Here is a 15,552-nt window from a genome sequence, read left to right on the forward strand (position 1 = left end):
GTATTAATTGATTAGTTAGCCAGTCCCCATACACTAAGAGAGCGTTCTGTAACTGGGAAATCTCCATAACCTTCAGCATTAATAGTTACTTGGTCAAGATGATTTCCTAGTAAATCAACAAAGGATTGACCAGCCCATTCTTGATCGACGAACATAGTTTTGGAGTTTGCTTGGCCATTAGAAATTACGATGGCAAGTGGTGATTGATTTTCAGCTCCTGAACGAACCCAACCGATACAATTAGGGTCGTCAAAGTAGTCAGTCTGCTCTCCATAAGCCAAATCTTTTCGGATGGCAAGCAGACGGTCAAGGACATCTTTGAAGTCTTCTTGAGCATACTGTCCTGAAATCCCATAGTAGTCTCCATAAAAGACACAAGGGAGACCCTGCTCACGCAAAAGAATGAGAGCATAGGCTGCTGGTTTAAACCATTCTTCAACAGTAGACTCCAGAGCTTGACCTCGTTGGGTGTCATGGTTTTCGACAAAGGTTACAGCCTTATCTGGCTTGATTTGAACGAGACTATCCTCAAAGATGGTTGTCAAATCATATTCTTCTCCAGCCTTGCTTGCTTCAAAGAGATTTTGGTGAAGGCGAACATCGACAAGATCAAAGCGCTCTTCAATCTTTTCAAGGTAATCCAGATTTGCTTCCTTGTCTGGATTCCAGAATTCTCCAAAGACATAGAAATCTTGGCCATATTTTTCTTTGATATCGCGAATGAAGTTGCGCATAAAGAAAGAGTCAATGTGTTTAACTGCATCCAAACGGAAACCTGTTACGCCAGTCGTTTCCATAAACCAATCTGCCCAGTCGTAAATATTTTGTATCACTTCAGGATGTTTGAAATCTAGATCGGCATACATAAGATAGTCGTAATTGCCATTCTCATTGTCGACTAATTCCTCATGAGCCCAGCCTTTATTATCACCTTGTATCAGATAGATACCAGACTTACGGCGTTTAGCATCGTAGTCAGTTCCAGTAAAGTGGTACCAGTGCCAGTGGAAGTCATTGTAGGTGTTTTGTCGTCCATCAAAGGTAAAACCAGTCCAGCCATTGATGGTAAAAGGTTCTCCTAGTTCCACAGTTCGATCTTCTGGATCCACTTCTATCACTTGAAAAGATTCTAAATGGTCAGCGGCTGCCTTATGATTTAAGACGATATCAGCCATTGGTTGAATCCCATGAGATTTTAAAGTTTGGATGGCATGAAGATAGTCTTCTTTAAAACCATACTTGGTACGTACAGTACCCTTCTGATTAAATTCGCCAAGGTCGAATAGATCATATACTCCATAACCAACATCTTTTTCGTTTGTAGCCTTAAAAGCAGGTGGCATCCAGATGTGACTAATTCCCAAGTTAGCTAAGTGTTCAGCGTCGTTAGAAAGTCGTGTCCAGTGATTTCCATCGTGGGGCAAATACCACTCAAAATATTGCATTAGGGTTTGATTTTTCATAGTTGATCCTCTTACTTACAGTGATGAGAATTATTGTAGCATAAAGCTAAAGAATATGCAAACGTTTGCGTTATAATTAAACTCTTTGAATTTTATGTCTATTTTTCAACTGGAAGTGTTGAAATACTATAAAAGAAAAATAGTAGGACTGATGGGAGGAAAAATTCTCTCAGATAGGGTAGGATGATGGATGAATCAATAGTTTCTATTTTGTGAATTGTCACAAAATTTGTTATAATAGTATTTATGAATAAAGTATTCGTCAGTAGACGTGTTGAAAAAAAACTAAACCAAGGTCTAGTACTTTTGGAGGAAATTGATTTTCCAGAACTATCTGAAACTGATCAAGAAGTTGAGTTATTTAGTCAAAACAAGCAGTTTTTGGGCAAGGCCTATTTATCTCGTCAAAATAAGGGGATTGGTTGGTTTGTAACGAACCAGAAGCTTTCTTTTAACCAAAAATTCTTTGAAAGCTTGTTTGAAAAAGCCAAACAAAAACGTTCTTCTTACTATCAAGATGAGTTGACAACTGCCTTTCGTTTGTTTAATCAAGAAGGCGATGGCTTTGGTGGAATGACTTTGGATCTCTATGGAGATTATGTTGTTTTCTCCTGGTATAACTCCTATATCTATGGACTTCGCCAACAGATCCTAGCAGCCTTTGCTCAGGTTTTCCCTGAAGTCTTAGGTGCCTATGAAAAGATTCGTTTTAAAGGTCTAGACTATGAGTCTGCCCATATCTATGGTCAAGAGGCACCAGAAAATTTTACAGTTCTTGAGAATGGCGTCCTCTATCAAGTCTTTATGAATGACGGTCTTATGACAGGCATCTTCTTGGACCAACATGAAGTGCGTGGTAGCTTGGTTGATGGTTTAGCTATGGGAAAATCCTTACTCAATATGTTTTCCTACACAGCAGCTTTCTCAGTTGCTGCAGCAATGGGAGGCGCTAGTGAAACAACCTCTGTAGATCTAGCTAAACGTTCAAGAGAACTGTCAGAAGCTCATTTTCATGCCAATGGACTCAGTCTTGACAGTCATCGTTTCATTGTTATGGATGTCTTTGAATACTTTAAATACGCTAAACGTAAGGGCTTATCTTATGATGTGATCGTTCTAGATCCACCTAGCTTTGCCCGTAATAAAAAGCAAACTTTCTCTGTAGCTAAGGACTATCACAAGTTGATTTCCCAGAGTTTAGAGATTTTAAATCCGGGAGGTATGATCATTGCTAGCACCAATGCTGCCAATGTTTCCCGTCAAAAATTTATAGAACAAATCGACAAAGGATTTGCAGGAAGAAAGTACCAGGTTCTTAATAAATATGGACTTCCAGCAGACTTTGTCTACAATGAAAAAGATGAAAGTAGTAATTACCTTAAGGTGATTAGCATGAAGGTAACTAAATGAAATTAGTCGTTTCAGTAATGCCAAAGAGTTTAGAAGAGGCGCAAGGAATCGATGCCATGCGGTATATCGATGCTGATATCATTGAGTGGCGTGCCGACTTCCTACCAAAGGATGCTATTTTACAGGTAGCTCCAGCTATTTTTGAAAAATTTGCAGGTCGCGAACTCCTCTTCACCCTACGTACTCGTGCTGAGGGAGGCGAGATCGATTTGGATTCGGCGGAGTATGTACAAATTATCAAAGATGTAGCTCAACTCTATCAACCAGAATACATTGATTTTGAGTATTTCTCCCATAAGGATGTTTTTGAAGAGATGCTTGATTTTCCAAATCTTGTCTTGAGTTATCATAATTTCCAAGAAACTCCAGAGAATATGATGGAAATCTTATCCGAGCTAACCAGCCTAACGCCAAAAGTGGTTAAAGTATCGGTTATGGCTCATACAGAACAAGATGTATTGGACCTTATGAACTTTACACGTGGCTTTAAAACACTGAACCCAGAACAAGAATATGTGACGATTTCTATGGGCAAAGTGGGCAAGGTTTCTCGTATTACTTCAGATGTGACGGGTTCTAGCTGGTCTTTTGCAAGTCTGGACGAAGCCAGTGCTCCAGGACAGATTTCACTTTCTAGCATGAAAAAAATTCGGGAGATACTAAATGAAGATTGATGGCTACACACGTTTAGCAGCTGTAGTCGCCAATCCTATCAAACACTCCATTTCACCCTTCATTCACAACAGAGCTTTTGAGGCAACCAATACCAATGGGGTTTATCTTGCTTGGGAAGTAGAAGCGACTGACTTGGCAGAAACAGTTGCCAACATTCGTCGTTACCAGATGTTTGGAATCAATCTTTCTATGCCCTACAAGGAGCAGGTGATTCCTTATTTGGATCAATTGAGTGAAGAAGCTCGTGTGATTGGTGCTGTCAATACAGTGGTGAATCGAGCTGGAACTTTAATCGGATATAACACAGATGGCAAGGGATTCTTTAAGAGCTTGCCTTCTTTTAAAATATCTGGGAAAAGAATGGTCTTGTTAGGAGCAGGTGGTGCAGCCAAGGCAATTTTGGCACAGGCAATCTTGGATGGAGTCAGTCAGGTTTCTGTCTTTGTACGTTCGGCTTCAATAGAAAAAACAAGACCTTACTTAGAAAAACTGCAAAATGAAACAGGGTTTAAAGCAGATTTATTTGCTTTAGAAGATGTTTCTGAACTGCAAGCAAGGATAACTGATTCGGATTTACTGGTAAATGCGACCAGTGTTGGTATGGATGGAGTATCTCAGCCAATCCCAACAAGTATTGTTTTACCAGAGAAAATATTGGTAGCAGATGTGATTTATCAACCCTTTGAAACACCATTTCTAAAGTGGGCAAGAAACCAGGGCAATCAAGCTATCAATGGTCTTGGCATGTTGCTTTACCAAGCAGCTGAAGCTTTTCAGTTATGGACAGGTAAGGAAATGCCAACAGATCAAATCTGGGAATTACTAAAACAAAAGTATCAAAAATGAAAAAAGGAGAACTGCTATGAAAATCAGAATAGACCTTCCCCACCATCCTTATGATATTCAGATTGAAAAAGGATGCCTGTCTCAAGCAGGAAAATGGTTGCGGGAACTTTGGCAACCGCAAAAAGTCGTTATCATTACCGATAACCATGTGGCCTCACTCTATGCAGAAAAAGTTAAATTGAGCCTAGAGGATGCTGGTTTTCAAGTGGCAGTTTTTGACTTTCTAGAGGGTGAAGAGCGAAAAAATCTAACCACAGTTCAAAAGGCTTATGAATTTCTAGTTAAGCAAGACTTGACTCGCAGTGACGGCATCGTAGCTTTAGGTGGTGGTGTCGTTGGTGATTTGGCTGGCTTTGTAGCCTCAACATATATGCGAGGTATTCACTTTGTTCAAATTCCGACTAGCTTGACAGCTCAAGTCGACTCTTCAATCGGGGGTAAGACAGGAGTGAATACTCCTTTTGCCAAGAATATGGTTGGAACTTTTGCTCAGCCGGATGGTGTTTTGATTGACCCAACTGTTCTTGAGACCTTGGGTAAGAGAGAGTTGATTGAAGGAATGGGTGAAGTCATCAAGTATGGCCTCATCGAAGATCCAGAGCTTTGGGACCTATTATCTGATATGGATGGTTCTGTCGAAAGCATATTGGAGCATTCAGAAAGTTTGATTGAGCATTCTTGTCAGGTGAAGCGAAAGATGGTAGTTGAGGATGAATTGGACAATGGCATTCGTTTGTATCTCAACTTTGGTCACACGATTGGCCATGCTATTGAAGCAACTGCTGGTTATGGACGTGTCATGCATGGTGAGGCAGTAGCGATGGGAATGGTTCAGGTCTCTAAGGTAGCCGAAGAAAAAGGCCTTATGCCAGCTGGAATCACTCAGTCTATCCGAGAAATGTGTCAGAAATTTGGCCTTCCTGTGGGTTATGAAAACTGGGACCTTGATAAGCTCTATCAGGCTTTGACTCACGATAAAAAAGCACGTGGCAACACCATGAAATTAGTCTTGGTACCAGAACTTGGTTCAGCAAGGATTCACTCAGTTTCTCTCGAAGAAATGAAAGATTACTTAGTAAAATAAGGAGAATGTATGAGATATTTAACAGCAGGAGAATCACATGGTCCTCGTCTGACAGCAATTATTGAAGGAATCCCAGCAGGTCTTCCTTTAACTGCAGAAGATATTAATGAGGATCTCAAACGTCGCCAGGGTGGATACGGACGTGGTGGTCGTATGAAGATTGAAAGTGACCAAGTTGTCTTTACTTCTGGTGTTCGCCACGGGAAGACGACAGGGGCTCCCATTACCATGGATGTCATTAATAAAGACCACCAAAAATGGCTGGATATCATGTCTGCCGAGGATATTGAGGACAAACTTAAAAGTAAACGAAAAATCACACATCCTCGCCCAGGTCACGCTGACTTGGTAGGAGGTATCAAATACCGCTTTGATGATTTGCGAAATTCTCTGGAACGTTCATCTGCCCGTGAAACGACCATGCGAGTGGCAGTTGGAGCTGTTGCTAAGCGGCTTTTAGCTGAGCTTGATATCGAAATTGCTAACCATGTTGTTGTCTTTGGTGGTAAGGAAATCAATGTTCCAGAAAACTTAACAGTCGCAGAGATTACGAAACTAGCTGCTCAGTCAGAAGTTTCTATCGTCAACCAAGAACGTGAGCAGGAAATCAAGGGCTATATTGACCAGATTAAGCGAGATGGGGATACCATCGGAGGTGTTGTAGAAACAGTTGTCGGAGGTGTTCCGGTTGGTCTTGGTTCTTATGTCCAATGGGATCGTAAACTAGATGCAAGGCTAGCTCATGCTGTTGTTTCTATCAATGCCTTTAAGGGTGTGGAGTTTGGTCTTGGTTTTAAAGCAGGCCATCTTAAGGGTAGCCAAGTCATGGATGAAATCCTCTGGTCATCAGAAGATGGCTATACTCGTCGGACTAATAACCTTGGAGGTTTCGAAGGTGGTATGACCAATGGCCAACCGATTATTGTCCGTGGAGTTATGAAGCCAATTCCGACTCTCTACAAGCCGTTGATGAGTGTCGATATTGAAACTCATGAACCTTATAAAGCAACAGTAGAGAGAAGTGATCCTACTGCTCTTCCAGCAGCAGGTGTCGTTATGGAAGCAGTCGTAGCAACGGTTTTGGCTCAAGAAATACTTGAGAAATTCTCCTCTGATAATCTAGAAGAATTAAAAGAAGCTGTTGCTAAACATCGGGAGTATACAAAGAATTATTAGGAGTTCTTATGGCAAAAACCATCTATATCGCAGGACTAGGTTTGATTGGTGCTTCCATGGCACTCGGAATCAAGCGGGATCATCCTGATTATGAAATTTTAGGATACAATCGTAGTCAAGCGTCTAGAGATATTGCTTTGGAGCGAGGAATGATTGATCGTGCGACGGATGATTTTGCTAGTTTTGCTCCACTTGCAGATGTTATTATCCTCAGCTTACCAATCAAGCAAACCATTGCCTTTATTAAGGAATTGGCCAACTTGGACTTGAAAGAAGGTGTCATTATTTCCGATGCTGGATCGACCAAATCAGCTATCGTGGCTACAGCTGAGAAGTGTTTTGCTGATAAGTCCGTTCGCTTTGTTGGAGCTCATCCCATGGCAGGGAGTCATAAGACAGGAGCGGCTTCTGCCGATGTCAATCTTTTTGAAAATGCCTACTATATCTTTACGCCTTCGAGCCTAACGACTCCAGATACGCTTGAAGAAATGAGAGACTTGCTGTCAGGTCTTCATGCTCGTTTCATTGAAATCGATGCTGAAGAGCATGACCGAGTGACTTCTCAGATTAGCCATTTTCCGCATATCTTAGCATCAGGCCTGATGGAACAAACTGCAAGTTATGCTGAAGAGCATGAAATGGCGCGACGCTTTGCGGCCGGTGGATTTCGAGATATGACTCGGATTGCCGAAAGTGAGCCTGGTATGTGGACTTCTATCCTCTTATCAAATAGAGAGACTATTATTGAACGCATCGAGGATTTCAAGGGTCGTTTGGACGAGATTGAGCAAGCAATCAGCAAGGGTGATGAAAACCAAATCTGGAATTTTTTCAACCAAGCGCGTGAGCAACGCCAAGCTATGGAAATCCATAAACGTGGAGGAGTAGATAGCTCATTTGACCTCTATGTAGATGTTCCCGATGAAGAAGATGTTATCTTGCGCATCTTGGAATTGCTAAGAGGAACTTCCTTGGTCAATATCCATATCAATGAGGAAAACCGTGAGGATGTTCACGGGATTCTGCAAATTTCCTTTAAGAATGCTCAGGATTTAAAACGTGCTGAGCAAGTCATTACAGAAAATACGAATTACACAGTCGTAATTAAATAAGGAGGACAATTATGTCAAATATTTATGATAGTGCAAACGAACTTAGTCGCGGACTACGCGAATTGCCAGAATACAAGGCGGTTAAAGAAGCTAGAGAGGCTATCCAAGCCGATGCAGAAGCTAGCAAGATTTTTGCGGATTATGTTGCTTTTCAGCATGAAATCCAAGTGATGGCCCAAACTGGTCAAATGCCAGACGCTTCTTTCCAAGAAAAAATGGAAAGCTTTGGCAAGTTGATTCAGGGCAACGCTCTCTTGTCAGCCTTCTTTGCCAAACAGCAACAACTTTCTATTTATCTATCTGATATTGAAAAAATTGTTTTTGAACCAATTTCAGAATTGCTAAAATAAAAAAATTATTTTGTTTATGATTTATCGGCATTTCTCAATCGTATTTTTATTATTGGTAACTACTGTATAAGCTAGAATTAGTAGCCTGGTCTGTTTAATAATGACTGAGAGAATGATTGTCTTTGTTAATAAAAAAATGTAAAACAAATTTGAAAGTTTCTAACTACAGAGCTGAGTTAATTGGAGCAGAGAAAGATGCAAAGTTGTCCCTAAAATCAATTTAACTGATTAGTCTTGTGGGGGATCTCCTATGAAAAAGTTAATTTTACTCTTAATTATCCCTTTATTCTTTTTCATGCCACTAGTGGCGGCTAATATAGCTGTTCCAGACCGGCCTTTAAATGGTATATACGATCCTAATGGTTATTTAACCACTAGTGTTGCAGAAACGTTAGAGAGTATGAATGCTGGAAGTGAAACCCAAGTAGGTATTTACATTGTAGATACCCTGGACGGTTCCAGTATCGAAGAGGTAGCCAATGAGGTTGCACGCAAATGGAAAATTGGGAAACAAGATTCCAATAGTGGAATTTTAATCGCTATTGCTATAAAGGATAGGAAGTTTCGTATTGAAACATCCAACGAAGCAGCAATTTGGCTTACTGACTCGAAGGCTAGTTCTTTACTAAATGATTCGAAGCCTTACATGAAAGAAGGGAAATATACTGATGCTCTTAACAGAATTCTAGTAGGTATCTCTAAAGCCGAATCTGGAAAAGCTGAAATCATAAACAAGAAAGAGAATAAGAATAGTTGGCTTCCAAAAATCTATGAAAAATCATTAAAAAATAATGAAGGCCTTAGTAAGTATTTCGATTACATTCCGTTTCCGATATTGTTCTATCTAATGTTCTTTCTTTTACTGAGTTTAGTAACGTGGTTCAGGTACTTAAAAAGATGTCGCTTTTCTAAGTATGAGTACGAGGGAAAGGGGAAGTTGTATCCAGATTTTCCTGACTTTGTACCTAACGATACGTGGACTGAAGAACGTAAATCTTACTATAAAAAAAATAAGCGTTTAATTAGGTCTCAATATAACTACACAGGATATAACAAACTCTATCCAGATTCAAAAGGTTTTTTACCTAATGATACTTGGACTACATTACTGATAGAAGAATACTACGCAGAAGTTAAAAGAAAGCAATTAGATAGGCTGAATCGCTCTCAATACTCTTATAATGGGAAGGGAAAACTCTATCCAAACGATAAAGATTTTGTGAAGAATGCTTCTTGGACTTCCGAGCTCAAAAAAAGCTACTATGCTTCACAAAGAGTACAGTCAAGTTCTTTTGGTAGATTAGATTCTTCTACATCTAGATATGATACTAGTAGTTCTAGTTCATCTTGGTCTTCAGATGATTGGGATGGCGGTGGATTTGATGGTGGTGGCTCTTCAGATAGCTGGTAAATTGAAAATGAAAAAGAATTGCTATTAACAAACTTCAGGTTGAAATAAATCAAAAAGGTAAAAGTGTATTGAAAAAATATTATTAACTATCATAAAGTCAGGAATTTTTAAGAAATTTCTGACTTTTTATGATAAAATAAGAAAAAGTATTGTCAGTATGAGGTCTAGTATGAAGTTAAAAACAAACGTTAACCATTTGAATGGTAGCATTCGCGTACCAGGTGACAAATCCATCAGTCATCGCTCTATTATTTTTGGAAGCTTGGCTGAAGGTGAGACTAAAGTTTATGATATCTTGCGTGGTGAAGATGTCCTATCAACCATGCAAGTATTTCGGGACCTCGGCGTAGAGATTGAGGACAAAGACGGTGTCGTTACCATTCAAGGTGTTGGCATGAATGGTTTGAAATCTCCTCAGAATGCCCTTGATATGGGCAATTCTGGTACCTCTATTCGTTTGATTTCAGGCGTCCTTGCTGGTGCAGACTTTGAAGTAGAAATGTTTGGAGATGATAGTCTTTCTAAACGCCCCATGGATCGTGTGACTCTTCCCTTGAAAAAAATGGGAGTTAGTATTTCTGGTCAAACAGAGCGAGACTTGCCACCTTTACACTTAAAAGGTACAAAAAATTTAACACCTATTCATTATGAATTGCCGATTGCCTCTGCACAAGTTAAGTCAGCCTTGATTTTTGCAGCATTGCAGGCTCAAGGTCAGTCAGTAATTGTCGAAAAGGAGTGCACTCGTAACCACACAGAAGATATGTTGCATCAATTTGGCGGAGACTTGAGTGTTGATGGTAAGAAAATCACAGTCCAAGGACCACAGAAACTAAGTGGACAAACAGTTGTCGTACCAGGAGATATTTCCAGTGCAGCCTTTTGGTTAGTGGCAGGTTTGATTGTTCCAGATTCTCGTGTGGTACTTAAGAATGTTGGTATTAATGAAACTCGTACAGGGATTATTGATGTTATCCGTGCTATGGGTGGGAAATTGGATCTTACTGACATTGACCCAATTGCTAAGTCTGCAACTTTGACTGTTGAGACGTCAGACCTAAAAGGAACTGAGATTGGCGGAGCCTTGATTCCACGTTTGATTGATGAATTGCCAATTATCGCCCTTCTTGCTACCCAAGCTCAAGGTCAAACGGTTATCAAAGATGCAGAAGAACTCAAGGTTAAAGAAACGGACCGTATTCAAGTTGTCGCAGACGCTTTAAATAGCATGGGAGCAGCTATTACTCCTACAGCAGACGGAATGATTATCAAAGGGAAATCTGCCCTCCTTGGAGCCAAAGTCAACACCTTTGGAGACCATCGAATCGGCATGATGACAGCCATTGCAGCTCTTTTAGTTGCGGATGGAGAAGTTGAATTGGATCGAGCCGAAGCTATCAACACTAGCTATCCAAGCTTCTTTGGTGATTTGGAGACTTTGATTCATGGCTAAGGTTTTACTAGGTTTTATGGGTTCAGGAAAAACTACTATTGCTAGAAAGCTAGATCCTGACTTCGTAGATATGGATGCCTTGCTGGAAGACCGACTGGGGATGCCGATTGCTCGTTTCTTTGAAGAAAAAGGAGAAGCAGCCTTCCGTCAGCTAGAAGAAGAGGTCCTAGCTGACTTGCTAAAGACAGATAAAGTTATTTCCACAGGAGGAGGAATAGTCATTTCTCCACGTAATCGTGCCTTGCTCAAGCAAAATCCAGACAACATTTACCTTAAAGCAGATTTTGAGACCCTGTACCAGCGAATTTCAGCTGATAAGGACAATCAACGTCCACTATTTTTAAAGAATAGCAAGGAAGGTTTAGCTGCGATTTTTAAAGAAAGACAGGCTTGGTATGAGGAAGTGGCTAGTAAAGTTATCGATGTGTCCAAGCTAAGTCCAGAGGAAATTATAGAGGAATTGACATGAAAATTGCCTATCTAGGTCCTAAAGGATCTTTTTCGCACCATGTGGTGCAAACGGCTTTTCCTCATGAGGAACTAGAGCCTTTTTCAAATATTACGGACGTTATCAAGGCTTACGAACAGGGCTTAGTAGACTTTTCAGTGGTGCCAGTTGAAAATTCTATTGAAGGTAGTGTTCATGAAACCTTGGACTATCTTTTCCACCAGGCTCGAATTCAAGCTGTGGCGGAGATTGTACAGCCAATTCATCAACAGTTGATGGCGGTGCCAGGGCAAGTTAAAATAGAGAAAATCTTTTCTCACCCGCAAGCTTTGGCACAGGGGAAGAAATTTATTGATGAGCATTATCCAGACGCTCAACTGGAGGTCACTGCCAGTACAGCCTACGCTGCGCGCTATGTTTCCGAGCATCCAGATCAGCCTTTTGCTGCCATTGCCCCCAAAAGTTCTGCTGGAGAATACGGGCTGGAGCTAATCGCTCAAGATATTCAAGAGATGGAAGCTAATTTCACTCGCTTTTGGGTTTTGGGTGCAGAGTTGCCACAGATTCCTTTACAAGATGCAACTGAAAAAATGAGCCTAGCAATAACCTTACCAGACAATTTACCTGGTGCACTTTACAAGGCACTCTCGACCTTTGCTTGGCGAGGGATTGACTTAACCAAGATAGAAAGTCGTCCCCTAAAAACAGCCTTGGGCGAATACTTTTTTATCATTGATGTGGACTATGCTGATAAAGAACTGGTCCATTTTGCTCAAAAAGAACTAGAAACGATTGGAATCCAGTATAAAATACTAGGAGCTTACCCTATCTATACCATACAGGATAAAGGGAAGGAGAAGGAATGACTAGAGAGAATCCTTTGACACATCATGAAAAACTGAGATATGACTATCTTTTGAAAAACATTCATTATTTGAATGAGAAAGAAAAGAGAGAATTTGCCTTTTTACAAGCCAAGTTAGAAGGTCAAAAAGATTCAGCAGAAGTTTTCAATCCAGAAGTCAAAGAACAACTTCTTTCAGACTCTGGTATCGACCTGCCAACCTATGCTAATCGTAGTCGTTCTAGTCGCCGTAGTAGTGGAGAACAACTGGAAACGAAGATTCCAAAAGCTAAGAAGCAAAAGAAAAAAAGAGGTTTTCGTTTTAAACGCTTATTTGCTTGGTTAGGGATGATATTGCTTTGTGTAGCAGTAGGAATGATCGTCATGTTCTTAAAAGGCTTCCAATCGGCGAACCCTAATAGTTCAAATGGGCCCAAAGATGCCAAAGCTGCTCAGGTTGAAGTCTTCAATGGACAAGATACGCGTGATGGGGTTAATATTCTGATTTTGGGTACGGATGGCCGTATTGGACAGAATAGTGCAGAAACACGGACAGATTCCATTATGGTTTTGAATGTAAGTGGCAAAGATAAAAAATTGAAGCTCGTTAGCTTTATGCGTGATAATTTGGTCTATATTGATGGGTATAGCCAAGTCATCAATGGTCAAAAACAGACCGACCATAAATTAAACTTGGCCTATGAATTAGGGGAACAAGAAGGTAAACAAGGAGCTGAAATGGTCCGCAAGGTGCTCAAGGATAATTTTGATCTAGACATAAAATATTATGCCCTTGTCGATTTCCAAGCCTTTGCGACAGCCATTGATACGCTTTTCCCTGATGGTGTGACTATTGATGCTCAGTTTTCAACTCTAAATGGGGTTCCAGTTACAGAAGCGACTGTAGGAGATGACTTGCATGCAACGGAAACTGAGTCACCGACTCAAACTATTCGAGTTGGAAAACAACAGATGAATGGTTCGACTCTTCTGAACTATGCACGTTTCCGTGATGATGATGAAGGGGATTATGGCCGTACTCGTAGACAACAGCAGGTCATGACAGCTGTCTTGCAGCAGATTAAGGATCCTACAAAACTTTTCACAGGCTCAGAAGCACTCGGGAAAGTTTTCGCCATGACCTCTACAAACCTTCCATATACCTTCTTATTGACCAACGGTTTATCAGTCCTTGAAGGAGCGCAGAATGGTATTGAAAGATTGACAGTCCCAGAACTTGGAGACTGGGTAGACGACTTTGACGTATACGGCGGTCAATCCCTTCGAGTGGACCAAAAAGCTTACCAAAATAAATTGTCCCAAATGGGATTTAGATAAAATGTAAAATGAATCAGAGCTTGAGGTACCTATGAAAATGAGTATCGTGGGCTTTGATTTTTCACATGGTTAGATGGAATTTTTGGTCATTTTTATGGTATAATAAAATGATGTATTCTATAGAAGAGGAAGAGAATGAGATGAGTGATTTAAAGGCAATCCAAGCTCGTAGCCTAGAGATGGCTGAATATTTTGTCGCCTTTTGTAAAGAACACGATTTACTCTGTTATTTGTGTGGTGGAGGAGCTATTGGAGCTCTACGAAATAAAGGTTTTATCCCTTGGGATGATGATTTAGACTTCTTTATGCCTCGCAAGGATTATGAAAAACTAGCAGAGCTATGGCCTCGTTATGCGGACGAGCGTTACTTCCTATCAAAAAGTGATAGAGACTTTGTTGACCGCAACCTCTTTATCACTATTCGAGACAAGGAGACGACTTGTATCAAGCCTTATCAACAAGATTTGAATCTACCACACGGCTTGGCCTTGGATGTTCTTCCCTTGGATTACTACCCTAAAAACCCAGCTGAACGTAAGAAACAGGTACGTTGGGCTTTGATTTATTCTCTCTTTTGTGCCCAAACCATTCCAGAAAAACATGGAGCTCTCATGAAGTGGGGTAGTACCATTTTACTAGGGTTGACTCCAAAATCGCTTCGCTATCGTATATGGAAAAAGGCTGAGAAAGAAATGACCAAGTATGGACCAGCCGAAAGTGATGGCATTACAGAATTATGTTCAGGGCCAGGATACATGAAGAAAAAGTATCCAATTCAGGCCTTTGAAGACAACATCTTCCTACCTTTCGAGGGAACAGAAATGCCTATTCCGGTCGGCTATGACGCCTATCTCAGCACAGCTTTTGGTGACTATATGACACCACCACCAGCTGACAAGCAAGTGCCTCACCACGATGCCATAATAGCAGATATGGATAAGAGCTATACAGAATATAAGGGGGAATACAATGCAAGAAAAAATTAGTATCATTGTTCCTGTCTATAATGTAGAAGCTTATTTGGAACGATGTGTAGAGTCTATTTTAAAACAGACATATACGAATTTTGAATTGCTTCTTATTAATGATGGTTCGACAGATCAGAGTGGTGACTTGTGCGAACAGTTGGCCTTGAGAGATAAACGAATTCGGGTTATTCATAAGGAAAATGGTGGTTTGTCTGATGCTCGAAATAGAGGAATTGATGAAGCAAGTTCAGATTTAATTGGCTTTATTGATAGCGATGATTATATTGACGAAGATATGTACGAGACTCTCTACCGTCATTTAAGAGAGGCGAATGCAGATTTATCAATGTGTGGTCACTACGATGTCTTCCATCAGATTCCTGAAAAACAAGTTTCAGAGATTAAAACTTGGGAACTTTCTTCAGAAGAAGCCATAAAAATGGTCATGGAAGCAAAGATTTTGTCTGTGACTGCTGTTAATAAATTATATAAAAAAGAACTCTTTAATCATCTAAGATTTGAAGTTGGAAAAATTGCTGAAGATGCTTTTATTATGATTCGTTTGCTGGATCAGTGTCAGAAGGTTGTTGCGACCAATGAGAAGAAGTATTATTATGTTCATCGCGAAAATAGTATTACTACACAAAAATTCTCATTAAAATTTTTAAATGTGATTGAGGCTTATGAGCAAAATGCGAATATAATAAGGGAGCACTATCCCACAATTGCTGATGTTGCAACGATGCGTTTAAATTGGGCCTATTTCTATGTTTTGGATAGATTGTTGATTGATTCCGATTTTAAAGATAAATTACTAGAAGATAAATTGATACATTATCTAAAACAGAATAGAGTGAATATTTTAAGAGATGCTAGATTTACCAATGCTAGAAAAATAAGTTTTCTAGCTCTACTATTCAACAGAAAGCTCTACACTAAGATCTTACTTGGTCAACATAACCGTTAGGAGAGAA

General features: G+C 40.2%; 15 protein-coding genes. 14 read left to right on the forward strand and 1 reads right to left on the reverse strand.

Features of this window, described 5'->3' with window-relative positions; genetic code table 11:
* Positions 1–11 precede the first annotated feature (11 nt).
* Positions 12–1,463 (reverse strand): alpha-amylase, encoded by a 1,452-nt coding sequence (locus AAFQ93_RS04795; protein ID WP_375555751.1) that lies wholly within the window; start codon positions 1,461–1,463, stop codon positions 12–14.
* Positions 1,464–1,709: 246 nt separating this feature from the next.
* Here AAFQ93_RS04795 and AAFQ93_RS04800 point away from each other — a divergent pair, with 246 nt between their 5' ends.
* From AAFQ93_RS04800 to AAFQ93_RS04865, 14 genes are all read left to right on the forward strand, one after another.
* Positions 1,710–2,873 (forward strand): class I SAM-dependent rRNA methyltransferase, encoded by a 1,164-nt coding sequence (locus tag AAFQ93_RS04800; protein WP_223140709.1) that lies wholly within the window; start codon positions 1,710–1,712, stop codon positions 2,871–2,873.
* Positions 2,870–3,547, forward strand: a complete 678-nt coding sequence (aroD, locus tag AAFQ93_RS04805) for a type I 3-dehydroquinate dehydratase (protein ID WP_223140710.1) — start codon at positions 2,870–2,872, stop codon at positions 3,545–3,547. Before AAFQ93_RS04800 ends, aroD begins: the two co-directional genes overlap by 4 nt.
* Positions 3,537–4,394 carry a shikimate dehydrogenase gene (locus AAFQ93_RS04810; RefSeq protein ID WP_223140711.1) on the forward strand — a complete coding sequence of 286 codons (858 nt, stop codon included), beginning with the start codon at positions 3,537–3,539 and terminating at the stop codon, positions 4,392–4,394. The genes aroD and AAFQ93_RS04810 overlap by 11 nt, the downstream gene beginning before the upstream one ends.
* A 16-nt stretch (positions 4,395–4,410) precedes the next feature.
* Complete coding sequence (gene aroB / locus AAFQ93_RS04815; protein WP_375555752.1) at positions 4,411–5,478, forward strand: 3-dehydroquinate synthase; 1,068 nt, start codon at positions 4,411–4,413, stop codon at positions 5,476–5,478.
* Between the two features lie 9 nt (positions 5,479–5,487).
* Positions 5,488–6,654, forward strand: coding sequence for a chorismate synthase (aroC, locus tag AAFQ93_RS04820; protein ID WP_375555753.1), 1,167 nt, complete (start codon positions 5,488–5,490; stop codon positions 6,652–6,654).
* Positions 6,655–6,662: 8 nt separating this feature from the next.
* Positions 6,663–7,766: a prephenate dehydrogenase gene (locus AAFQ93_RS04825; RefSeq protein ID WP_375555754.1), complete on the forward strand. Its 1,104-nt coding sequence runs from the start codon at positions 6,663–6,665 to the stop codon at positions 7,764–7,766.
* 11 nt (positions 7,767–7,777) lie between these two features.
* A complete protein-coding gene (locus AAFQ93_RS04830) occupies positions 7,778–8,116 on the forward strand; it encodes a YlbF/YmcA family competence regulator (RefSeq protein ID WP_375555755.1) in 339 nt (112 codons plus the stop codon).
* A 250-nt stretch (positions 8,117–8,366) separates the two neighbouring features.
* The gene (locus tag AAFQ93_RS04835; RefSeq protein ID WP_375555756.1) at positions 8,367–9,527 is read left to right on the forward strand and encodes a TPM domain-containing protein; all 1,161 of its coding nucleotides are present in this window, start codon (positions 8,367–8,369) and stop codon (positions 9,525–9,527) included.
* Between the two features lie 169 nt (positions 9,528–9,696).
* Positions 9,697–10,980 (forward strand): 3-phosphoshikimate 1-carboxyvinyltransferase, encoded by a 1,284-nt coding sequence (gene aroA / locus AAFQ93_RS04840; RefSeq protein ID WP_375555757.1) that lies wholly within the window; start codon positions 9,697–9,699, stop codon positions 10,978–10,980.
* Entirely contained in the window at positions 10,973–11,449 is a 477-nt protein-coding gene (locus AAFQ93_RS04845) for a shikimate kinase (RefSeq protein ID WP_375555758.1), read from the forward strand. The genes aroA and AAFQ93_RS04845 overlap by 8 nt, the downstream gene beginning before the upstream one ends.
* Positions 11,446–12,294 (forward strand): prephenate dehydratase, encoded by an 849-nt coding sequence (pheA, locus tag AAFQ93_RS04850; protein ID WP_070459865.1) that lies wholly within the window; start codon positions 11,446–11,448, stop codon positions 12,292–12,294. The genes AAFQ93_RS04845 and pheA overlap by 4 nt, the downstream gene beginning before the upstream one ends.
* Positions 12,291–13,610 (forward strand): LCP family protein, encoded by a 1,320-nt coding sequence (locus AAFQ93_RS04855; protein WP_375555759.1) that lies wholly within the window; start codon positions 12,291–12,293, stop codon positions 13,608–13,610. Before pheA ends, AAFQ93_RS04855 begins: the two co-directional genes overlap by 4 nt.
* Before the next feature lie 140 nt (positions 13,611–13,750).
* Positions 13,751–14,596: a phosphorylcholine transferase LicD gene (locus AAFQ93_RS04860; RefSeq protein ID WP_375555774.1), complete on the forward strand. Its 846-nt coding sequence runs from the start codon at positions 13,751–13,753 to the stop codon at positions 14,594–14,596.
* Positions 14,580–15,545 carry a glycosyltransferase family 2 protein gene (locus tag AAFQ93_RS04865; RefSeq protein ID WP_375555760.1) on the forward strand — a complete coding sequence of 322 codons (966 nt, stop codon included), beginning with the start codon at positions 14,580–14,582 and terminating at the stop codon, positions 15,543–15,545. The genes AAFQ93_RS04860 and AAFQ93_RS04865 overlap by 17 nt, the downstream gene beginning before the upstream one ends.
* Positions 15,546–15,552: the final 7 nt, after the last annotated feature.

The organism is Streptococcus nidrosiense, assembly GCF_042140045.1.
In the GTDB taxonomy this organism is placed as follows: Bacteria; Bacillota; Bacilli; order Lactobacillales; family Streptococcaceae; genus Streptococcus; species Streptococcus nidrosiense.